This is a genomic window from Actinospica robiniae DSM 44927 (assembly GCF_000504285.1).
Classification (GTDB): Bacteria; Actinomycetota; Actinomycetes; order Streptomycetales; family Catenulisporaceae; genus Actinospica; species Actinospica robiniae.
Window position 1 is genome coordinate 5,204,063 of the sequence record NZ_KI632511.1, and the last position, 21,842, is coordinate 5,225,904.

Genomic DNA, 21,842 nt, shown 5'->3' on the forward strand with positions numbered 1-21,842 from the left:
TCGGGTCAACTCTCGCCGCCGACGCCACGGCCGGGCGCCCTCGTCCCCGGCACCCGGCTGTGCGCACCCGTCGCGCGACCCCCTCCGGCCGTCAGGCGGCCGGGAGCGCCTCGAGCTGCGCCTGAATCCGGCTCAGGTCCGCCTCCGCGGCGGCCAGCCGGTCCCGGATCTTGGCCACCACCGGCTCCGGCGCCTTGGCCAGGAAGGCCTGGTTGTCCAGCTTCGCGGTGGCCTGCGCGATCTCCTTGGCCGCCGCGATCTGGTCCTTCGTCAGCCGGGCCCGCTCGGCCGCCACGTCGATCGTGCCGGACAGGTCGAGCTCCACCACCGCCAGGGCCGTCTGCAGGGTCGCCGTGGTGGCGAAGTCCGGCTCCGGCTCGGTGAGCCGGGCCAGCGCCCGCAGGTCCGCCTCGTGGGCCGCGAGCGAACCGGTCAGCGCGAGCCGGCCGGGCACCCGCTGGCCGAGCCGCAGCCCCTGGTCCGAGCGGAACCGGCGGATCTCGGTGACCGCCTCCTGCAGCGCCGCGATCTCCTCCTCGGCGGCCTGGTCCTGCAGCGCCACGTCCGCCTTCGGCCACTCGGCCACCACCAGCGACTCGCCGCCGGTAAGGGTCTTCCACAGCTCCTCGGTGACGAACGGGATGTACGGGTGCAGCAGCCGCAGCGTCACGTCCAGCACGTGCCCGAGCACCGCGCGGGTGGCCTCGGCCGCCTCGCCGCCCGCGTTCAGCGGCGCCTTCGCCAGCTCCACGTACCAGTCGAACAGCTCGTCCCAGGCGAAGTGGTAGAGCGCCGCACAGGCCTTCGCGTGCTGGTAGTCCTCCATGAACGCGTCCACCTCGGCGGTGACCGTGGTGAGCCGGGACAGGATCCAGCGGTCCGCGGTGGACAGCTGCTCCCGCGGCGGCAGGCCGGTGTTGGTCGCGCCGTTCATCAGGGCGAAGCGGGTGGCGTTCCAGATCTTGTTGCAGAAGTTGCGCGAGGCCTGGCACCAGTCCTCGCCGGTGGCGAGGTCCACGCCCGGGTTGGCGCCGCGGGCGAGGGTGAAGCGGGTCGCGTCCGCGCCGTACTTCTCCACCCACTCGAGCGGGTCGATGCCGTTGCCGAGCGACTTCGAGAACTTCCGCCCGAACTGGTCGCGCACCAGGCCGTGCAGGGCCACCGTACGGAACGGCACGGACTCGGCCGGGCCGCGGTCCTTCATCGCGTACAGGCCGAAGAGCATCATCCGCACGACCCAGAAGAACAGGATGTCGTAGCCGGTCACCAGCACCGAGGTCGGATAGAACTTGCGCAGGTCCTCGGTGTCGTCCGGCCAGCCCAGCGTGGAGAAGGGCCACAGGCCGGAGGAGAACCAGGTGTCGAGCACGTCGTTGTCCTGGCGCCAGCCCTCGGCCTCGGTGCCCGGCGGCTGCTCGTCCGGGCCCACGCACACGACCTCGCCGTCCGGCCCGTACCAGACCGGGATCCGGTGCCCCCACCACAGCTGCCGGGAGATGCACCAGTCGCGCAGGTCGTCCACCCACTGGAAGTAGCGCGGCTCGAGCTCCTTCGGGTGGATCCGCACCCGCCCGTCGCGCACCGCGGCGCCGGCCGCCTCGGCCAGCGGCCCCACCTTCACCCACCACTGCATGGACAGCCGCGGCTCGACCACCGTGTCGCAGCGCGAGCAGTGCCCCACCGCGTGCACGTACGGCCGCTTCTCCGCGACGACCCGGCCCTCCTCGCGCAGCGCGGCCACCACGGCCGGGCGCGCCTCGAACCGGTCCAGGCCCTCGAACGGCCCGGGCACGGTGATCACCGCGCGCTCGTCCATCACCACCAGGTTGGGCAGGCCGTGGCGCTGCCCGATCTCGAAGTCGTTCGGGTCGTGCGCCGGGGTCACCTTCACCGCGCCGGTGCCGAACTTCGGGTCCACGTGCGCGTCGGCCACGATCGGCACCCGGCGGCCGGTGAACGGGATCTCCACCTCGGTGCCCACCAGGTGCGCGTACCGCTCGTCGTCCGGGTGCACCGCCACGGCCGTGTCGCCCAGCATCGTCTCGGCCCGGGTGGTGGCCACCACGATGGCGTCCGCGCCCTCGCCGTAGCGGATCGAGACCAGCTCACCCTCGTCGTCGTGGTGCTCCACCTCGGCGTCGGACAGGGCCGTGAGGCAGCGCGGGCACCAGTTGATGATCCGCTCGGCCCGGTAGATCAGGTCGTCGTCGTAGAGCCGCTTGAAGATCGTCAGCACACTGCGGGAGAGGACCTCGTCGAAGGTGAACCGCTCCCGGGTCCAGTCCACGCTCGCGCCGAGCTTGCGGATCTGGTTGAGGATGGCGCCGCCCTTCTCCTCCTTCCACTCCCAGGTGCGCTTGACGAATGCCTCGCGCCCGAGGTCGTGGCGGGACTTGCCCTCCTTGGCCAGCTGCTTCTCCACCGCGTTCTGGGTGGCGATGCCGGCGTGGTCGGTCCCGGGCAGCCACAGCGCCTCGAAGCCCTGCATCCGCTTGCGGCGGGTGATCGCGTCCTGGATCGTCACGTCGAGGGCGTGGCCGAGGTGCAGCACGCTGGTGACGTTCGGCGGCGGGATCACGATGGTGTGCGCGGGCTTCGAGCTCGTGGCGTCGGCCACGAAGTAGCCCTCGGCTACCCAGCGCTCGTAGAGCTTCCCCTCTACCTCGGCCGGCGCATACTGCGGCGGCAAGGTGGCGGCAGCGGCTGCGCTGCCCTGGCTCTGAGAGGCGGAGGCATCGTTCACAAGACGATTGTACGGAGCCCGAGCAGACCGGTACGCATCCGTTATTGCCTACCGTGCCGCCCGGTCCGGCTGACGGGGTAGGTTCACTGCATGTCGTGGGGAGATTCGTCAGGACAAACGCCGTACGATCCGAATAATCCGTACGCCCAGCAGCCGTATCCGCAACAGCCGCAACAGCCGCAACAGCCGCAGCAACAGCCGCCGCAGAACCCCGCCTGGGGGCAGCAGGGCGGTTACCCACAGCAGCCGATGCCGGATCAGTCCGGCTACGGACAGCCCCCCGTGCAGCAGCCGTACCCCTATGACGCGCAGTCAGGCGGCTACCAGCAGCAGCCCGGCTACGGACAGCCGGCGTACGGGCAGCCGGAGTATCCGAACTTCGCGCCGCCGAAGAAGACCAACGGCACGCTGATCGCCACGGTCGTGGCCGCGGTACTCGTCGCCGGGGGCGGCATCACGGCAGCCGTCATGCTCACCGGCAAGTCGGGCACATCGAGCCTGACCGCCGACGGCCAGCCGAGCGCGACGCCCGGGGCGTCGACCTCCAGCTCGCCGAAGACTTCGTCGACCGACGACTCGTCGTCCTCGTCCAGCTCGCTGCGCATCCCGAGCAGCGTCAGCGGGCTGACGCTGCTCAACAGCTCGGACGCCAAGAGCGCGGTCTCGTCGATGCGCGGCGAACTGACCAAGTCCAACCTGTACCCCGACCCGGTGGTCGCGGCTTACAACGACGACGGCGACGACGAGGTCACCGAGCTGTTCGAGGCGCAGGCGATCTCGCAGCTCAGCACCGACGGCAAGGACAAGCTGTCGGGCTACGACCCGAGCTCCTTCGTCGCGACGATGATGAAGGGCTCTGAGATCAGCAACGCCGAGGACGAGGACACCACCGCCTCCGACGGCGCGCTCTCCTGCGGCAGCCGCAACGTCGACGACGTGGACGTGGTGTTCTGCTACTGGGACGACGACACCAGTTTCGGCGGTCTCGAGGTGTTCTACTCGGACTCCCTCGACGACGCGGCCACCACCGCCGACGAGATGCGCGCCGCCGCCGAGCAGGGCTGACCGGGCGTCAGGCCGTCGCGTCGTCGCGTCGTCGCGCAGTCAGATCATCTGTCCGTCAGGGCATCAGTACATCCAGGTCGGGCCATCAGGCCATCAGGTCGGCTGGAGAACGGGGCGCGAGGAGACGGGGCAGGCGTCCGCGGCGGGCCCGTGGTGGGGAGGGGCTGCCGACGGCGGGCCGGACCGGGTTGCGTGCGGGCAACCGGGTTCCGGCGGCTTCGGCACGCGCGCCTGGGCGCGCGGGGCGGGCAGTGCGGGCGTCGTGGCCGGGCCGGGGCGGGCAGCGCGGCGTTGTGGGCGCCGTGGGCACGCGCAAGTGGGCACAGCGGGTACGGACGGCACCGCGGGCATGCGCGAGCGCTGAGGCCGCTCAGGCGGGCTTGGAGCGGCTCAGGCCGACTTCTCCCGGGGCACCCGCGGGTTCGGCCCGCCGCGCAGCGGCGAGTCGCGCGGGATGAGGGTCGGGTTGGCCCGCTCGCGCACTGTCTCCGCGGTGATCAGGACCTGCGCGATGTCCCGGCGCGAAGGCACGTCGTACATGATGGACATCAGCACCTCCTCCATGATCGCCCGCAGCGCGCGCACACCCGTGCCGCGCAGGATCGCGAGGTCCGCCAGCGCCTGCAGGGCGTCCTCGGAGAACTCGAGCTCCACCCCGTCCAGCGCCATCAGGTGCTGGTACTGCCGGACCAGGGCGTTCTTCGGCTCCACCAGGATCCGCCGCAGCGCCGCCGTGTCCAGGTTGCGCACGTGCGTGATCACCGGCAGCCGGCCGATGAACTCGGGGATCATCCCGAACTTGATCAGGTCTTCCGGCATGACCTCGGCGAACACGTCCTGCGCGTCGAGCTCCGCCCGGCTGCGCAGCTGCGCGCCGAAGCCGATCCCCTGCTTGCCCACCCGCGCCTGGATGATCCGCTCGAGCCCGGAGAACGCGCCGCCCACGATGAACAGGATGTTCGTCGTGTCGATCTGGATGAACTCCTGGTGCGGGTGCTTGCGGCCGCCCTGCGGCGGGACCGCCGCGATGGTGCCCTCCAGTATCTTCAGCAGCGCCTGCTGCACGCCCTCGCCGGAGACGTCACGGGTGATCGAGGGGTTCTCGCTCTTGCGGCCGATCTTGTCGACCTCGTCGATGTAGATGATCCCGGTCTCGGCCTTCTTCACATCGAAGTCCGCCGCCTGGATCAGCCGGAGCAGGATGTTCTCCACGTCCTCGCCGACGTACCCGGCCTCGGTCAGCGCGGTCGCGTCCGCGATGGCGAAGGGGACGTCGAGCATCCGGGCCAGGCTCTGCGCCAGGAAGGTCTTGCCCGAGCCGGTCGGGCCGAGCAGCAGCACGTTGCTCTTGGCCAGCTCCACCGTCTCGTCCCGGTTGGCCCGGCTGGTGTCGCCGGCCTGGATCCGCTTGTAGTGGTTGTAGACGGCCACCGCCAGGGCGCGCTTGGCCTCCTCCTGACCGATCACGTACTGATCGAGGAACTCGCAGATCTCCCGGGGCCGCGGCAGCTCCGACCAGCGGTGCTCGGCCACGCCGGCGAGCTCTTCCTCGATGATCTCGTTGCACAGGTCGATGCACTCGTCGCAGATGTACACGCCGGGTCCGGCGATCAGCTTCTTGACCTGCCGCTGGCTCTTTCCGCAGAACGAGCACTTGAGCAGGTCGCCCTCACCGATGCGTGCCACGGGGTGGTTCTCCTTCACGGAAAGACGAAGAGACGACCGGGGTGCCCTGTTGTGGATGACTCGCTTATCTGAAGGTACCGCTTCGCGGGCCCCTGCGGGGCCAGGCGGGCCCGGACCACGCCCGGACCCGCCTGCGCGATCACCCGTCAGGCCCCGCTCGCCAGCGCTTCCGCGCGGGTGGAGAGGACCGAGTCGACCAGACCGTAGTCCAGCGCCTCCGCCGCGGTGAGGTACTTGTCACGCTCGACGTCGGCGCGCACGTCCTCCTCCGTCTTGCCGGTGTGCCGGGCCAGCATCTGCTCCATCGTGGTGCGGATACGCAGGATCTCGGTGGCCTGGATCTCCAGGTCGATCAGGTCCCCGCGGCCGGTCTCGGTGTACGGCTGGTGGATCAGGATCTTCGAGTGCGGCAGGGCCATCCGCTTGCCCTTGGTGCCGGCCGCGAGCAGCACGGCGGCGGCCGAGGCGGCCTGGCCGATGCACACGGTCTGGATGTCCGGCTTCACGAACTGCATGGTGTCGTAGATCGCCGTCAAGGCGGTGAACGACCCGCCGGGCGAGTTGATGTACATGGTGATGTCCCGGTCGGGGTCCATCGACTCGAGCGTGATCAGCTGCGCCATGACGTCGTTGGCGGAGGTGTCGTCGATCTGCACGCCGAGGAAGATGATGCGCTCCTCGAACAGCTTCGAGTAAGGGTTGTGCTCCCGCAGCCCTTGGCTGGTGCGCTCGATGAAGCTGGGCAGGATGTACCGGGCGTTGGGACTGTGCGCGGAGGAGTGCCGCGCGTCCAGGCCGGACGGGTGAGACATGTCAGTGTCCTTCTCTCTGGGCGGGCGGTCAGGCCTCGGCGGCGGCGGCGTGCGCCGAGGAGGTGAAGATCTCGTCGATCAGTCCGTAGTCCTTGGCCTGCTGGGCGGAGAACCAGTGGTCGCGCTGGGAGTCCAGCTCGACCTGATCGAAGGTCTGCCCGGTGTGCTGGGCGGTCAGCTCGAGCATGCGGCGCTTCATCCGCAGCAGCCGCTCCGCCTGGATCTTGATGTCCGAGGCCGTGCCGCCGAGCCCCGCGGAGCCCTGGTGCAGCAGCACCTCGGCGTTCGGCAGGGCGTAGCGCTTGCCCGAGGTGCCCGCGCTCAGCAGGAACTGGCCCATCGAGGCCGCCATGCCCATCGCCACCGTGGCGACGTCGTTGCTGATCAGCTGCATGGTGTCGTAGATGGCCATGCCCGCGGTGACCGAGCCGCCCGGGGAGTTGATGTAGAACCAGATGTCCTTGGTGGGATCCTCTGCGTTGAGCAGCAGCAGCTGGGCGCACAGGGTGTTGGCGATGTCGTCGTCCACCTGCTGGCCGAGGAAGACGATCCGGTTGCGCAGCAGCCGGTTGAACACCTGGTCGTTGAGGCCGCCGGGACCGTCCAGGCCTGCCATCCGGGGTGAGTGGGAGTTCTGATTCGTCACGTCGTCCACCTGTTCAGCTCTAAGGTGCGATCCTCAGCGGCTCTCGCCGCGATCCCTAATGGGAACGACCCTAACCCGTGCCGGATGATCGGCAGCGGATTAGGGTCGCTTGTTCGCTCTAGGCGTAGAAGATTGGGCCCTCGGGAGGGTCGCTCACTGTCCACGTCGGGCGCAGAAGATGGGGCCCTCGGGAGGGTCGCTCACTATCCACGTCGGGCGCAGAAGATGGGGCCCTCGGGAGGGTCGCTCACTGTCCACGTCGGGCGCAGAAGATGGGGCCCGGGAGGACCCTCACCGTCCACGCTGAGCGCAGGAGAGCAGAGCAGCTCTCTCCCTGGAACTCCTACTCGTGCGCGTGCCCGAAGTGCTCGTCGCCCGGGGCACGGCCGAAGGCGTCGGTCTCCGCGGCGGCGAGCTCGGCCAGGTCCACCACGTTGCCCGAGGCGTCCTTGACCACGGCGGCGTCCAGGATCTGCTGCAGCGCCTTGCCCCGGCGCACCTCGCCCACCAGGGCGGGGATCTGGCCGGACTGGACCACGGACTGGGCGAACTGGTCCGGGCTCATGCCGGAGCCGGCCGCGCGCCGGATCAGGTGGTTGGTCAGCTCGCCCTGGTTGACCGAGAGCTCCTCGGCGTCGGCCAGCTTGTCCAGCACGAACTGCGCCTTCATGCCGTCGCGCACCTGCTTGTCGAGGTCGGCGGCGAACTCCTCGGCGGTCTGCTCCTGCAGCTTGAAGAAGCCATCGCGGGTCATCCCGGCGGCCTCGATCTGCTGGTCGAGCTGCTCGTTGCGCCAGGTGATCTCGGCCTCGACGGCCTTGGCCGGCAGCGGGAAGTCGAGCTGCTCGAGCACGGCCTCGAGGACCTTGTCCCGGGCCTGCGCGCCCTGCTCGAACTTCTTCGACTTGGCCAGCCGCGCGGAGACGGACTCACGCAGCTCGTCGAGGGTGTCGAACTCGCTCGCGAGCTGGGCGAAGTCGTCGTCCAGGGCGGGCAGCTCGCGGGTCTTGACCGAGCCGATGACGACCTTGATGTCGGCCTCGTCGCCGGCGTGCGAGCCGCCGACCAGGGTGCTGCGGAACTCGACGGTGTCGCCGGCGGCCTTGCCGAGCACGGCCTCGTCGAGGCCGTCGACCATGTTGCCGGAGCCGACCTCGTAGGAGACGCCGGTGGCGGTGCCGTCCTCCAGCACCTCGCCGTCGATCGAGGCCTCGAGGTCGAGGCTGACGAAGTCGGCGTCCTCGATCGCGCGCTCGACCCCGACCAGCGAGCCGAAGCGCTTACGCAGGCTCTCGAGCTGCTCGTCGACCTGCTCGTCGTCGACGGCGGCGTCATCCACCTCGACTTCGAGGCCCTTGTACTCGGGCAGCGTGAACTCGGGGCGGATGTCGACCTCGGCGGTGAACTTCAGCTGCTCACCGTCGGTCAGGTCGGTCACCTCCACGTCGGGCCGGCCGACGACTTCGAGCTGGGCCTCGGAAACGGCCTTGCCGTACAGGTCGGGAAGGGCCGAGTTGATGGCCTCCTCGAGCACCGGGCCGCGGCCGAACCGCTGGTCGATGACTCGCGGGGGCACCTTGCCCTTGCGGAAGCCCGGCACGTTCACCTGCTCGGCGATCTTCTTGTACGCCGCGTCGAGGCTGGGCTTGAGCTCATTGAAGGGAACCTCGACGGTGAGCCGGACCCGGGTCGGGTCCAGATTCTCGACGGCGCTCTTCACAGCAGTGGTCTCCTCGTTGGGACTTCGGTCTTGGCTGCAGGCGCCGCGCCGGACGTCGGCACTAGGGAAGTGCTGGCACTGGCCCACGCCGGCGGGCGGCTGATCCGCACGCCGATACCGCACCTGCGCGCCCATCGTACCCCGCGGACCCCCCGGGGGTGATAAATGTGCAGATCACAGGAGGCCGGTGCGGCGAGAAGCGCCGATCCCCCGCCTGCGCGCCCGTTCCGCCCCGCCCCGGCGGAGCGGCGAGCACGTGCGGTGGAGGTAGATGCAGGAGTCGGGGTGGCGGGATTCGAACCCACGGCCTTTCGCTCCCAAAGCGAACGCGCTACCAAGCTGCGCCACACCCCGGCGAGCGAAGCGTACCCGCTCCGACCCCCACGCCGCACCCGAGTTGCCGCAGCCGGAATCCTGGCACGGGCCCGCGTCATCATGTGGCAAGATAGGCGTGCGCACGCGGACGTAGCTCAATGGTAGAGCCCTAGTCTTCCAAACTAGCTACGCGGGTTCGATTCCCGTCGTCCGCTCCATGGACCCCCTCGGCGAGGGGGTCTTTTTGCTGGTCGGGGTGTGCCTCACGTGGGGTGCACCTGCGGTCGGCTTGTCTCATCAGTGGACGTTCTTAGGCAGTTCAATCAGCCGTCGCGGACCATACGCGAGCCAGAATCAGCCTCAGCCTGCGCCGGCCCGTCGTTAGGATCATCGGATTTGGCGCTGCGCAGCCGGCCGGGCCGATGACTCTGGCCGAGCCTGGGTGACCGTGAGGAGAGGCTATGCGCTTTCTAGCCGGATACGAGGACCACTTCGCGAGGGCGAGGTGATCCCGCTGGTGGACGGCGGGCACCTTCTGGCACGGGAGGGCTCTTGGCCGCTGAGAGCCTGGGTCCCGGCACAGGGGGTTGTGACTCTGAGATGGGCTCGCCCCACTGAGGGTTCTCCAACGAGCCGCCGCGGTTGGGGTGCGAGCCAGCGGTGGAAGGCTTGGGGGTTGTCGCCTTGGCCCGATGGCGTTGTTGAAGCCCGCGTGTTGGCGCGAGATGCTTGGCCCCGTGGGGAGACAGAAATCTGATGTGCACCCTGACAGGCGGGTAGTCATCGGCCTGGCGAATGCTGGGTTGTGGACCACGCTTCTCGACCAGTGGTCGGTAAAGGGCGCCGTCGGCGGACTCGTGGCCGGGGCTGTGTGTGTGACGGGCTACCTCGGCTGGCTCTACGGGCGCGACCGCTATGAGCGTTGGGTCGTGGATCGGCACGCTTACCGGCCCAAGGATCGTTAGGGCCCGCTGAGAACGCAGCCCTTTGCCGCTCGCGCGTGAGTGCGCGGCGCGGTCTCGTGGCGGGCAGCGCTTGCGTGCGCTGCTCGGGAGCCGGCTTGTAGCTTGGGCCGGTGGATCTGAGCGCGTATGTGGGCTGCGAGCTTGGCGCGGTCGCCTTTCTGAATGATTGGCGCGGATCGTGGGCACGGGTGGGGTTGCACCGCGGGCCCCACCTGGTGGGGACCTTGGTCTTTGAGGGTGTGGGGATGTTCGTGATGGAGGACAGCGAGACTGTCTTCGTCGATGAGATATCCGTGCTTGAGTTGCCGCGCGAGGGCCGGTGGCCGGACGCGGCGCGCCACCTGATTCACCATCACAACAATGTGAGCGAGCAGGTCTGGGTGGTCATCAACGCGATGGGGCCTCGTATCGAGGTGGTTGCCGAGTCTCTCAGCGTCGAGCAGCCGCCAACGGAATGACATTCAGGCCCTGCCTGTAGGCCCGGTGATGGAGCGTTCGAGCCGAGTTTGGCCGCTTCGTGAGACTCCGCGTGGCCTCTCGGACCGCCGGTTCTCCTCAGGCTGTGGACAAGCAGAAGGTGCGCCCGCCGCTTCCGTGGGCGCACGTTGGACGGGTGGATCCGAAGCCTCAGGCTCAAAAGGCGGTCGCAGTGCAGATCACAGTGCAGTGGATCACTACGTCCTGGACGAAAAGCTCGCGAGGCGGTGACGCGGTTCAGCAGTGCCGTGGGAATCCGAGATTGGTCGTACCGGCTCGACACTTCAACGTCGCCTATGGACCTGTTGACCGAGATGTGTTCTTGTCCGTTCCGACCGTACTGGTGGATGAGCGCGGCCCTGTTCGCTAGCGCGCGCTGGCCTTGGAGCCTGTGTAGCCAAGCCAGATCACGGAGCAGCTGGCTGTCCTGGCCGTACCGGTCGACGAGATACCCGATGGGCTGCGACTCCGGGGCGGCACGCCGATCAGCGACTTGCGTGGATGGCCGGCTGGTGGCTGCAGGACTTGCTCTCCGGGCAGCTCGACCTGAACCTGAGCGGAGACTTGCCTGACGCGGCCACCGAGCTATCCGCGTGGCTTCTCACGAGGACGAGCGCGAGCGCGAGAGCGAGGACGAGCGCGAGCGCGCAGGCACTTCGCAGGGGTCTGCGAGGTCTCTCGGACTCCCGATTTCGGGTGTCCGAGAGACGGGCCCACTCGCCGCCGGGCCTAACGCGTCACACGCCACCGGCCGAAGCTGAACGCCTCGGACCGTGCGCGGATTCCGGCGGCGAGTTCGCTGGGCCAGAGGGTGCGCTCCGAGAATCGGGCGCCCCGGATAAGCGCGCCGGATGCGTGCATGCATGAGCGAAGGTTCGCGCCGTCGAGATCCGCGTCGGTCAGATTCGCGCCCTTCAGGTTCACGCGGGTCAAGTCCGCGTCGGTCAGCACTGCACCGGTCAGGTCCGCATCGGCGAGGTTTGCGGCGGCCATGATTGCCTGAGTCAAGTTCGCACGTTCCAGCCGTCCGCGGGTCAGATCCGCATGAGACAGGTTCGCGTTGGTGAGGTTCGCTTGAGTCAGGTCCGCTTGGGTGAGGTCTGCATGGGTCAGGTCAGCGCCGGCCAGGGCTGCGCCGACCAGGATCGCGTTCGCCAGCTTCGCCTCGGTCAGCGTCGCGCCGGCCAGGCACGCATCCGTCAGGTCTGCGAGGGTCAGGTCCGCGGAGGACAGATTCATGTAAGGCAGGTTCGCATCGCTGAGGTCTGCGCCGGCCAGGTCCGCGTACGCCAGGGTGGTCCCGCCCGGGTCGACGAGCTCGACTAATCCGCCCGCGAAGACACTGCTCAGGGGGGCATCGAACGCCGGTTTCGAGTCGGCCCGCCGGAGGCTTCTGGCACGGCGCGCCTGCGCCAGGCGGGCTATGAATGCCGACAGGCCGTCAGTGGACACTTTTGCAGCCTCCGTATAACGCCGAGTGAAGCGATCCGGCTCTCTCCGACTCCCAGGCAGCCATAGTGCAGACGGTAGAGCACGCGCGCGGCAGAGGCCCTTGCTCGCGGGCGGGCGCAGCTTGTGGCCGGAGTATCCTGACGACATGACTCAGGGGGCAGATATAGTCGACCGGCGCCCGAGCGCGGACGGGAAGCCGTTGTCGGCTCGGGGCAAGGTCTTGATAGTTGGCATCAGCGCGGTACTCGGGGGTCTGGCGTGGTTGAGTTGGCGGTGGAACGGCGCCGTAGTCGGCGTGCCGGTCGTGATCGGCTTTCTCCTCGGCGCGATCTACCGCCTCACCCGGCCGTGGGGGCGGGCGACCTCTCGGCGGCCCGCGTGGGACCGGCTGGTCAGCCTCCTGTTCGCGGGGGCCGCTGTTCTTTGCGGGAACAGTCTCTGGGGCTCCCCTCGCCTGTCGCCTGGCCAGCTCGATCGGACAGCCGTCTTCTGGATGGCTGGTATGGCAGTAGTCACTTGGGCTCTGGAGCGACGGGAAAGACGGCGGATGCGCTGAAGGTGAACGGGGGCGGATCGTTGGAGTCAAGGGCTGGCGCACGCCCGTACGCTGGGGCACACTTGGGCGCCGGGGACCGGATAGCTCAAGGCATTGATCACCGCGAGTCGCTCGGGGGCATCGGATGCACCGCCCCCGTCGGGTCAGCAGGAGTACCAACCGCGAACAGGTGGCTGCGGGGGCCGTGCCATGGGGCGGGGCTTCGCGCGGCCTGCCTAGAAGGTAAGGAATCGATGAGTCAGACGCCCAACCAGGACCCGTGGTCCACGCCGGCCCAGGGTCCGCAAGACGCGGTGCCGCTGCCCTTCCAGGGCACGCTGCAGGCGCCGCCGACCGGATCGGGCTACGGCTACGGCGCGCCGCAGATGGACGCGCCGGCCGGCATGTACTTCGACCCGAAGTCGGGGCTCATGCTTCCGCAGGGAGTGGAGCTCGCCGGCTTCGGCCGACGGATCGGCGCCTACTTCCTGATGCTCCTCCTCGCCGGCGTCACCCTCGGCATCGGCTGGGTCATCTGGGGCCTGATCGCGTGGAGCAAGGGCCGCGGCCCGGCGATGCAGGTGCTCGGCCTGCGCTGCTGGAAGCCCGCGGAGGGACGCGTGGCGGGCTGGGGCACGATGGCGCTGCGCAACATCATCGGGATCTTCGCCCAGGACTTCCTGAGCCCGATCGCCGAGGTCGTCTCGTTCGGCCTGTTCCTGGGCACCAAGAAGCGCCAGTCGCTGCCCGACCTGATCGGCAGCACGGTCGTCCTCCACGACCCGAACAAGGTTCTCGACACCTGGCAGCGCTGACGCGCTGAGCACGCGGAGCCATAACGGGCTCCGAGTCCCGGGGGCCGACCGCTTCCAGCAGCGGGCGCGGTGGGGGAAGGCACGGCGCAACGCCGGTGCCGCTCCTACCGGCCGCGCGTTGGTCGGGGTCGGCCGTCTTCGTTTTGCCGCCGAGCCGGATCAGTGCACGACGTCGAAGATCTGCTTCTGCACGCCGTTGGCGTAGACCTCGTGCTCGACCAGCTTCAGCTTCTGGGTGTCCTTGTCGGTGGCGCTGAACAGCCGCTTGCCCGCGCCGAGCAGGAGCGGGAAGACGAGCAGGTGATAGCGGTCGATCAGGCCGGCATCGGACAGGGCGTGGTTGAGTTCGGCGCTGCCGTGGATGATGATCGGTCCGCCCTCGGTGTTCTTCAGGGCGGCAACCTCCTCGAGCGAGCGCAGGATCGTGGACTCGCCCCAGTTCTCCACCAGGTCCGCCTCGGCGAGGGTGGTGGAGACGATGTACTTCGGCAGCTGCTTGTAGCGCGCGAACTCCTCCATCCCCGGCCAGACCGGGCTGAAGGCCTGGTAGCTGACCCGCCCCAGCAGCATCGCGGTGGCCTCCTCCTGCTCCTGGCCCTTGATCGCGTACGCCTCGGGGATGAAGTCGACCTCCTTGAAGGTCCAGCCCGCGTTCCGGTAGCCGACTTCGCCGCCGGGGCCTTCCACGACGCCGTCGAGCGAGACGAAGGCGGTGCTGATCAAGGTGCGCATGAGGCTCTTCCTTGCTTCTCGGGCCGATTCCGATTTCCCACGACGATTTTCGCGGTTCGACGTCGGCGGCGGCGGTTGCGCCGCACGTTCTGAGTAGTTCCAGGATGCGACCGACAAGAAAATTTGTCAAGGATGGCGGTGTTGTCGGCGAGGCGATACGGGGGCGATGGGCAGGTACTTTCGTCAAATCGTTGTCATCGTGTAACGCCTTGTAGCCCCGGGCCGCGCAGTGCGTAGATAGGATCGCGCGTCTAGCCGCAACGAACGGCCGGGTGCGCGCGTCCTATATATCGATGATCAGGCAAGTTCAGGAGGGGACGCGGTGAGCGGCCAGTCTTCACAGAGCGGCTGGAATAGCTGGTTCGGGGCGGACGGTGAGCCCGAGCAGGAAGCCGGGGCGAAGCCGGAGGAGACTCCGGAAGCGGCTTCGATAGAGACGCCGGCCGGGGAGTCGGCTGCCGAGGCTCGCGGGGAAGCGGCCGGCAAGCCGGAGTCGTCCGAGGTGGCGGCGTTGTCCGCGGACTCGCCGTGGGTGCCCGCGGCGGCGGAACCGGAGCCCGAAGAGCCGGACGCACGGGACTCGCGGGACGAGCCGGAGGCGCAGGCCGAGCCGGACGAGGTGGATTGGGAGCGAGCGAGCCTGGCGGCCGCGGACACCATGACCGCGGCGACGGTGCTGGCCGCGCTGTCCGAGCCGGTCGTGCCGGCGACGCAGTCCACGAGCGGGCCGCTGCCCCCGCTGCCGACGCGGAAGCCGCATGCCGCGTACGAGCCCTCGACGGCCGCCGAGGCCGCGGACGCGCCTGAAGCCGACGCAGTCAACGCAGCCGACGCACTCGACGAGCCGGACGCGGCGCCCCAGCCGCCCGCTCCGCCAGCGGCGATGAAGACGGAGCCGCCGGAGCCCTCGACCTGGAGCCCGACCCCGGCGGCGCCTCCCGTGCCCTCCGCGGAGCAGGAGACCGCGTTCGTGCGGCCGGTCCGGAGCGAGTCGGACCTGATGCCGACTCAGATAGTCTCGCCGCCCACGGCCCCGCCCCCCGCCCCGCCGTTCGCCGACGAGCCGACCCAGGTCGTGCCCGACGTGGCGCCGACGCAGCGGGTCGCGCCGGTCTGGCCGCAGCCGAGCGAACCGGCGCAGCTGTGGGGAGCGCCGCGCGAGCGGTTCGCGCAGCAGCAGTCCCACCAGCAGCAACCGCCGGCCCAGCCCCAGCCCGCCTACGCCGCCCGGGCCGCTCAGCCCGCCGCGGGTGACGGCGAGTGGGACGACTGGGAGGACGACGGGCAGCGACGGCGGGTGAGTCCGCCTCCCGCGATCGGCGGTGGAGGCGGCAACCGCACCGGGAGCAGCAACAACGGCGGCGGTGGCAACGGCGGACGGCGCTCGCCCAAGCGGGTGCTGGGCGGCGTCGGCGGCGTTGTCGTGGTCGGGCTCGTGCTGCTGCTGGTCTTCACGCAGCTCGGCGGAAGCGGCAACAAGCCGATACCGGCCGGCTTCCATCCGACCGCTTCGGCTCCGGCCGACGCGGCGAAGGAGACGGCCACCGCGTTCCTCACGGCTTGGCAGAGCGGGGACCTCAACAAGGCCGCCGGGCTCACGGACGATTCGGCCGCCGCCCTTTCCACGCTGACGGGCTTCCAGAAGAACCTGAACCTCGCCGGACTGCAGCTCGCGCCCCAGACGTCCACGGCTACGACCGTGACGCCGCAGATCGCCGCGACCAACAGCACCACGGGTGCCACGGCCAGCGCGACGCCGGGGCCCGGCGGGACGGTCACCTTCTCCGTCGAGGCGAAGGTCGGGCTGCCGGCGGAGACGGCGAGTACGAGCAGCGCCAGCGGGGCTTCTTCGTCCTCGGCGTCCGGGGCGTCCACGTCGTCCTCGACGGGCGCGGCCTCCGGAAGCGGCACCTCGGCTGCGGGGCCGACCGCGAACTGGACGTACACCTCGCACCTGACTGCGTATGAGCAGAACGGCGGCTGGTGGATCCAGTGGACACCCGGGCTGGTCGCGCCGAACCTGACCGCCGCCACCAAGGTCGTCAGCGTCGCGATCCCGGCGCAGGCCGACGAGGTGACGGACTCGTCCGGCAACAGCCTCTCCGACGCCGCCGACGCGGGTCTGCGCAATATCGCCGCCGCGCTGAAGAAGAACGCGCCGGTCGGCGGCACGCCCGGCATCGAAGTGCAGCTGCAGAAGGCGGACGGCACCGCCGTCACCGGGACCACGGACAAGCTCAGCGAGCCGGTCAACACCGGCGAGCTCAAGACCACCATCGACGCGCAGGTGGAGACGGCCGCGATGAACGCGGTGGGCAGGTACGACCAGAGCTCGATGGTGGTGATCCGGCCCACCACCGGCGCCATCCTGGCGGTGGCGAACAACGCCGGGCAGAACGACTTCGCGCTCACCGCGCGGATCGCGCCGGGCTCGACCAACAAGATCATCACCTCGACGGCGCTGATGACCTCCGGGCTCGTCTCCTCGACCTCGCAGGCGGTGCAGTGCCCGAAGACGATCACCATCAACGGCACGAGCTTCGGCAACTCGGCGGGTGAGAGCCTGCCCGCGGGCACGCCGTTCCTGGAGGACTTCGCGGACTCCTGCAACAACGCCTTCACCCAGTGGTACGACAAGATCGGCCCCACCACGCTCGCCCAGACGGCGGAGAAGTACTACGGGCTCAACCAGCCGTGGGACATCGGCCTCGGTCCGGCCGGCCCGTACTACAACATCCCGGCCAGCACCTCGAACGGCGAGCTGGCGATGGAGCTGTTCGGCCAGGGCCAGCTCGAGGCGGCGCCGCTGGCGATGGCCTCGGTGGCGGCGACCGTGGACACCGGCACCTTCAGGCAGCCGATCGTGGTGCCCGGCACGGCGCAGGCGAGCGCGACGTCGCTGCCCAGCGACGTGCAGCAGGCCCTGTGGAAGATGATGCACGCGGTCACCCAGTCCGGTGGGACGGCGGCCGGGGTCTACTCCGGGGTGACCGACGAGGTCTACGGCAAGACCGGCACCGCCGACGTGGACCCGGACGCCACCAACGCGCAGAAGCCGAACAGCTGGATGGTGGTGTTCGACCCCAAGGCCGACCTCGCGATCGCCTGCGTGGTGCTCAACGCCGGGTTCGGCGCGTCCTACGCCGGCCCGGAGACGGCCTCCGTGCTCAAAGCTCTGCAATAGCCCCGGCCGCGCACTTGGCCGGGGGGCTGCGCGGGAATACCGTACGGATGATGAGTGTCCTGCGTTCGATGGTCGCGTTCCGTTAGGATCGCGACCATCGGGCGCAACGGGTGGCGGACGACGCAGGGGGCGTAGCCATGAATGTTCTGGACGATCTGGGCGGGGCGGCCCATGACCTCGGCAAGGCGGCGACGGACACCGTCTCGGACGTGGGTCACGTGGCGGAATCAGGGCTCGACGCGGCGGGGAACGTCGCGCAGACCGGGCTCGATATGGTGGGCGACGCTGCGCATACGGGCTTCGACGCAGCCAGAGATGTGACGCAGAGCGGCTTCAACGTCGCGAGCGACGTCACGCAGGCCGGCTTCGACGCAGCCAAAGACGTCGCACAGACGGGCTTCAACGTCGCGAGCGACGTCACACACGCCGGCTTCGACGCAGCCAAAGACGTGGCACAGAGCGGCTTCAACGTCGCGAGCGACGTCACACACGCCGGCCTCGACGCCGCGAAAGACGTCGCACAGACGGGGTTCGCGGCCTTCAACAAGGGCGTCGACACGATCGGCGACATCGCCGACACCGGGCTCAAGGACATCGGCGAGGTGGCGGAGTCCGGGCTGAGCACCATCGGGAACGCGGCGGTCGGCGCGGTCAAGGACGTCGGCAGCTTCCTGGGCGGGCTCGGCTCGGACGTGTCGGGCTTCTTCGGGAGCCTGTTCGGCGCGATCGGCGAGCCGGAGCAGGTGGCGCAGCAGCTCAAGGCGATGGCCAAGCAGGTCGAGGAGCTCGGGCAGAAGCTCCAGCAGGATGCGCAGCAGGCCTCGTGGCAGGGCGAGGCGGCCGACGCCTTCCGCTCGCACACCTCGCAGCTCTCCTCGCAGTTCTCGCAGATCGCGGCGGATCTCAACCACGCCGCCGATCTCGCGGCCATGATGATCTGACTTCCAGGGGGTAGGGCATGTCAGGCACTTTCGACGTCGATGTGCAGCAGATCCAGCAGGTGGCCAAGGACTGGACCACCGAGACCGAGGCGATGGGCAAGATGCCCGCGCAGCTGAGCAGCATCGAGGGGCATCTGAGCTCGCTGCTCGAGCACTCCTTCCTGCAGGACATCTTCAACCCGGCGGCCGAGGTCATCCAGGCCGGGATCTGGTTCGCCTTGCGCGATTCGCTGAAGAAGGCCGCGGGTGAGCTCAATACCCTGGTACAGCAGTTGCAGGACGACTCGCAGCTGCTCAACCGGTGCTCGATCGAGTACCAGATCGCCGACGACGCGGCGGCCAACAACATCACCGACATACAGGGAGCCCTGAGCTCCAACGCGCCCGGATCGTCTCAGATAAGGGCTCTGCTCAACCAGCTCGGCGGGAGCGACCAGGGCACGGCCGAGGGCGCCGCGCAGGCGCTCGTCGGCACACCGGCCGGCGGCGGGTCCACCACGACCGCGGGCACCGGCACCGGTGGCGGCACGAGCACCGGTGGCGGCGGCTCGACGTCCTCCGGTGGGAGCGGCGGCGGAAGCGGCACCGGCTCGGGCGGCGGCACCGTCACGAGCGGAGGTGGCGGCGGAAGCAGCACCGGATCCGGCGGCGGCGGAAGCGGCACCGGCGGCGGCGTCTCGAGCACCACCGGCGGCGCGTGGAGCACCACCGGAAACTGGACTGCCGGCATCCACGGTCCGCGCACCGGCCAGGGCATGCAGACCAAGCTGCCGGACTACAGCAAGCTCTCCTCGACCCGCCAGCAGATCATGAGCAACATGGTGGCCCGGATCGACCACAAGGTCGGCTACAGCCAGTCCGCCGACACCGACGGCTACCGCGACGACTGCTCCGGCTCCGTCTCGGCCGCCTGGGGGCTGAAGAAGCCGGGCACCAACTGCACGGGCCTGATGTCCTCCTCGGTCTCGCACCAGATCTCCAAGAACGACCTGCAGCCGGGGGACGCGCTGATCGCGGCGGACCACGTCGTGCTCTTCGGCGGCTGGGCCAACTCGGCGCACACCGAGTACTACGCGCTCGAGGACAACGGATCGCAGGGTTCGGTCGGGCACGTCATCCCGTATCCGTACTACTGGGAGAACGGCAAGACGCCGGGCGGCACGTACGAGCCCTACCGGAAGAACGGCGTGTCCTGAGCCTCGCCGCTCAGGACGAGCGGCACAGCAGCACCAGGGCCCGGTCGTCGTTGACCGACCGGGCCACGGTGTCGATGATCCGGGCCGCGCCGCCGGCGAATCCACGGGTCTGCAGCGTCTGCGCGGCGCCGAGCAGGCGGTCGAGGCCGACGGCGAGGTCCTTGCCGGGCCGCTCCACGAGGCCGTCGGTGAACAGCAGCAGCGCGTCGCCGGCCACGAGGCGGCCGCGGGTCGGGCGGTAGACCACCTCGGGCAGCACGCCGAGCACCGGGCCCGGAGTCTCGCACAGCTCCCACTCCCCCGCGCCCGAGTTCAGCCGGGCGATCGGCGGGTGGCCGGCGCTGTAGCAGTCGAACTCGCCGGAACGCAGGTCGAGCACCAGGTGCACGGCGGTGGCGAAGCCCTCCTCCCAGCCCTGGCGCAGCAGGTACCGGTTGGCCGCGGCCAGGAACTCCTCCGCCGGCACCGAGCCGAGCAGGCCGCCGAAGGCGCCGGAGAGCAGCAGTGCCCTGGTACCGGCCTCGAGCCCCTTGCCGGAGACGTCGACGAGGCCGAGTTGCAGCACACTGCCTTGGTCGGAGCGGGCCGCGATGAGGAAGTCCCCGCCGAAGGACTGGCCGTCGGCGGACTTGAGCGCGAGGTCGACGTCCCAGCCGTCCGGCATCTGCGGCACCCGGCCCTGGGCCTGCAGCCGCTCGCGCAGATCGAAGAGCATGGATTCGCCGCGGGTGCCGCGCACGCCGAGCCGGACGCGTTCGCGCGACATCACCAGCACCACCAACGCGGTCGTGCCCACGAGCAGCACGGTGCCGGGGTCGGGGTGCGGCGGGCGCATCGCGGCGGAGTCGGCCAGCACCACGATCGCGGCGGCCGAGAGGAGCACGAGCTGCGCGGTGAAACGCAGCGTGAATCCGCCGAGCAGCAGCGGAAGCGTCACCATCGAGGTCTGGATCCACGGGGTGTGCAGGCGGGCCAGCAGGCCGAGGACGGCGGTGAGCGCGAGCAGGGCCGGGAGCACGAACCCCTCGGCCGGCAGCAGTCGATGCCTGATCCAGTGGGTGGCGGCCACCCAATGCCGGCTACGGCGGCGGGCCGCGTCGCGCGCGGCCGCCGCATAACGGTCCAACGCCGCCGTCGCCATCATGGACGGTGACCTTACCGACCCGGCCTCGCCACCGTCATCCGCCGTCGGACGAAAAGGGCCGTCGACCGGGCAGCTGTCACCCGTTGGAGTGAGTAATACGCCCGGAACGCCCCGGCCGACGCCCTTGTGGCGCCGGCCGGTCGCCCGCCCGTCCGTCAGGGCTTGGGCAGTTGGCCGGTGGCCTCGAAGTCGGTCAGCATGCCGATCCGGCGCACATGGCGCGGGTCGTCGCTGAACGGGGTGGCCACGAACAGCTCCACGAATCCGGTGGCCTGCTCCAGGCTGTGCATGCGCGCGCCGATGCTGATGACGTTGGCGTCGTTGTGCTCACGCGCCAGGGTCGCGGTCTGCTCGCTCCACACGAGGGCGGCCCGCGCCCCCGGGATCTTGTTGGCGGCGATGACCTCGCCGTTGCCCGAACCGCCGATCACCACGCCGAGCGAGCCCGGCTCGTCCGCGGCCTGCTTGGCGGCGAGCATCACGAACGGCGGATAGTCGTCGGTGGCGATGTACTCGTGCGGCCCACAGTCCACCGGCTCGTGGCCGAGCTCCTTCAGCTTTTCGACCAGATGGTTCTTCAGCTCGAAGCCCGCGTGGTCCGAGCCCAGGTAGATACGCATGCGGCTAGTCTCCCACGGGGCGACGGCCGGCGAGCTTCCAGGCGCCCGGGAGCAGTCCGGCGGCGAGCAGGATCTTGAGCGCGTCGCCGAGCAGGAACACGGTCAGGCCGTAGTGCAGCGCATCGCCGGCGGACAGGTGCGCCGCGTGCGCCAGGTACGGCACGCCGCAGGCGTAGATGACGAGGTTTCCGAGCACCATGGTCGACGCCGTGCGCCAGGGCGAACGGTCGGCGCCGCGCTCGGCCAGCCGGCCGACCAGCGCGCCGGCCAGGATGAACCCGACCAGGTAGCCGAGGGTGGCCAGGTGGATCGAGCCGGTCGTGGCGCCGGCGAACCAGGGCACGCCGACGAAGCCGGCCAGCAGGTACAGCGCCATCGACGCGGCCGCGCGCCGGGTCCCGAGCGCCGCGCCGACCAGCAGCACGCCGAAGGTCTGCCCGGTCACCGGCACCGGCGAGCCGTGCACCGGTATCGAGATCTGCGCCGCCAGCCCGGTCAGGCCGGCGCCGCCGAGCACGAGCGCGGCGTCGCGCGCCCGAGAGCCGCGCAGCAGCGGGATCAAGTCGGACAGCACGAGCTTGTCGCCGCGCGGTTCGAGTACGGCCGTGGACGCCATGGGGACTCCTTCACTTCGCCTGCTTGTCGATCGTTTCGACGCTAGCGGGCCCGGCGGGGGCCTCGCCCTGCCGGATCGCGACAAAAACTCGGCCGCGGCGTTGCCGGTCCCGGCTCACAGCGCGCTCCCAGGAAACTCCCAACTACGGCACAGTGGGATCGGGCAGTGTGGGAGCTGC

16 protein-coding genes and 2 tRNA genes are annotated in these 21,842 nt (G+C 69.7%); 7 read left to right on the forward strand and 11 right to left on the reverse strand.

Annotation, left to right across the window (positions count from 1 at the left end; translation table 11 throughout):
• Positions 1-91: 91 nt before the first annotated feature.
• Positions 92-2,743, reverse strand: coding sequence for a valine--tRNA ligase (locus ACTRO_RS21910; protein WP_034265769.1), 2,652 nt, complete (start codon positions 2,741-2,743; stop codon positions 92-94).
• A gap of 249 nt (positions 2,744-2,992) precedes the next feature.
• On the opposite strand from ACTRO_RS21910, the gene ACTRO_RS43665 reads away from it, so the two are divergent.
• Positions 2,993-3,808: a hypothetical protein gene (locus tag ACTRO_RS43665; protein WP_169739936.1), complete on the forward strand. Its 816-nt coding sequence runs from the start codon at positions 2,993-2,995 to the stop codon at positions 3,806-3,808.
• 390 nt (positions 3,809-4,198) lie between these two features.
• Here the strand turns inward: ACTRO_RS43665 and clpX are convergent, their stop codons facing one another.
• The 5 genes from clpX to ACTRO_RS21940 form a co-directional block, all read right to left on the reverse strand.
• Positions 4,199-5,494: an ATP-dependent Clp protease ATP-binding subunit ClpX gene (gene clpX / locus ACTRO_RS21920; protein ID WP_034265772.1), complete on the reverse strand. Its 1,296-nt coding sequence runs from the start codon at positions 5,492-5,494 to the stop codon at positions 4,199-4,201.
• A 146-nt stretch (positions 5,495-5,640) separates the two neighbouring features.
• Entirely contained in the window at positions 5,641-6,306 is a 666-nt protein-coding gene (locus ACTRO_RS21925; RefSeq protein WP_051451193.1) for an ATP-dependent Clp protease proteolytic subunit, read from the reverse strand.
• Positions 6,307-6,334: 28 nt separating this feature from the next.
• Complete coding sequence (locus tag ACTRO_RS21930) at positions 6,335-6,922, reverse strand: ATP-dependent Clp protease proteolytic subunit (RefSeq protein WP_034276103.1); 588 nt, start codon at positions 6,920-6,922, stop codon at positions 6,335-6,337.
• A gap of 373 nt (positions 6,923-7,295) precedes the next feature.
• Positions 7,296-8,672 carry a trigger factor gene (tig, locus tag ACTRO_RS21935; RefSeq protein WP_034265775.1) on the reverse strand — a complete coding sequence of 459 codons (1,377 nt, stop codon included), beginning with the start codon at positions 8,670-8,672 and terminating at the stop codon, positions 7,296-7,298.
• 280 nt (positions 8,673-8,952) lie between these two features.
• Positions 8,953-9,026: transfer RNA gene (locus tag ACTRO_RS21940), tRNA-Pro, on the reverse strand.
• Between the two features lie 105 nt (positions 9,027-9,131).
• Between ACTRO_RS21940 and ACTRO_RS21945 the strand changes: the two genes are divergently transcribed.
• Both ACTRO_RS21945 and ACTRO_RS21955 read left to right on the forward strand, forming a co-directional pair.
• Positions 9,132-9,205 (forward strand) — tRNA-Gly (locus ACTRO_RS21945).
• 857 nt (positions 9,206-10,062) lie between these two features.
• Positions 10,063-10,410, forward strand: coding sequence for a hypothetical protein (locus ACTRO_RS21955; RefSeq protein WP_157436368.1), 348 nt, complete (start codon positions 10,063-10,065; stop codon positions 10,408-10,410).
• Positions 10,411-11,158: 748 nt separating this feature from the next.
• Here the strand turns inward: ACTRO_RS21955 and ACTRO_RS21960 are convergent.
• The gene (locus ACTRO_RS21960) at positions 11,159-11,881 is read right to left on the reverse strand and encodes a pentapeptide repeat-containing protein (RefSeq protein ID WP_051451195.1); all 723 of its coding nucleotides are present in this window, start codon (positions 11,879-11,881) and stop codon (positions 11,159-11,161) included.
• Between the two features lie 789 nt (positions 11,882-12,670).
• On the opposite strand from ACTRO_RS21960, the gene ACTRO_RS21970 reads away from it, so the two are divergent.
• Positions 12,671-13,231, forward strand: a complete 561-nt coding sequence (locus tag ACTRO_RS21970) for an RDD family protein (protein ID WP_034265786.1) — start codon at positions 12,671-12,673, stop codon at positions 13,229-13,231.
• 159 nt (positions 13,232-13,390) lie between these two features.
• On the opposite strand, the gene ACTRO_RS21975 is transcribed toward ACTRO_RS21970, so the two are convergent.
• Positions 13,391-13,963: a dihydrofolate reductase family protein gene (locus ACTRO_RS21975; RefSeq protein ID WP_034265790.1), complete on the reverse strand. Its 573-nt coding sequence runs from the start codon at positions 13,961-13,963 to the stop codon at positions 13,391-13,393.
• A 322-nt stretch (positions 13,964-14,285) separates the two neighbouring features.
• Here ACTRO_RS21975 and ACTRO_RS43670 point away from each other — a divergent pair, with 322 nt between their 5' ends.
• The 3 genes from ACTRO_RS43670 (at position 14,286) to ACTRO_RS43680 (ending at position 19,284) form a co-directional block, all read left to right on the forward strand.
• The gene (locus ACTRO_RS43670; protein ID WP_051451196.1) at positions 14,286-17,147 is read left to right on the forward strand and encodes a penicillin-binding transpeptidase domain-containing protein; all 2,862 of its coding nucleotides are present in this window, start codon (positions 14,286-14,288) and stop codon (positions 17,145-17,147) included.
• Between the two features lie 137 nt (positions 17,148-17,284).
• Positions 17,285-18,088 (forward strand): WXG100 family type VII secretion target, encoded by an 804-nt coding sequence (locus tag ACTRO_RS43675; protein WP_051451197.1) that lies wholly within the window; start codon positions 17,285-17,287, stop codon positions 18,086-18,088.
• A 17-nt stretch (positions 18,089-18,105) separates the two neighbouring features.
• Positions 18,106-19,284, forward strand: a complete 1,179-nt coding sequence (locus ACTRO_RS43680; protein WP_051451198.1) for a hypothetical protein — start codon at positions 18,106-18,108, stop codon at positions 19,282-19,284.
• Between the two features lie 10 nt (positions 19,285-19,294).
• Here ACTRO_RS43680 and ACTRO_RS21995 read toward each other — a convergent pair whose 3' ends face one another.
• The 3 genes from ACTRO_RS21995 to ACTRO_RS22005 form a co-directional block, all read right to left on the reverse strand.
• Entirely contained in the window at positions 19,295-20,428 is a 1,134-nt protein-coding gene (locus ACTRO_RS21995) for a PP2C family protein-serine/threonine phosphatase (RefSeq protein ID WP_211244378.1), read from the reverse strand.
• A 155-nt stretch (positions 20,429-20,583) separates the two neighbouring features.
• Positions 20,584-21,048: a ribose-5-phosphate isomerase gene (locus tag ACTRO_RS22000; protein WP_034265792.1), complete on the reverse strand. Its 465-nt coding sequence runs from the start codon at positions 21,046-21,048 to the stop codon at positions 20,584-20,586.
• A 4-nt stretch (positions 21,049-21,052) separates the two neighbouring features.
• Complete coding sequence (locus ACTRO_RS22005) at positions 21,053-21,664, reverse strand: biotin transporter BioY (RefSeq protein ID WP_034265795.1); 612 nt, start codon at positions 21,662-21,664, stop codon at positions 21,053-21,055.
• Between the last annotated feature and the right edge of the window lie 178 nt (positions 21,665-21,842).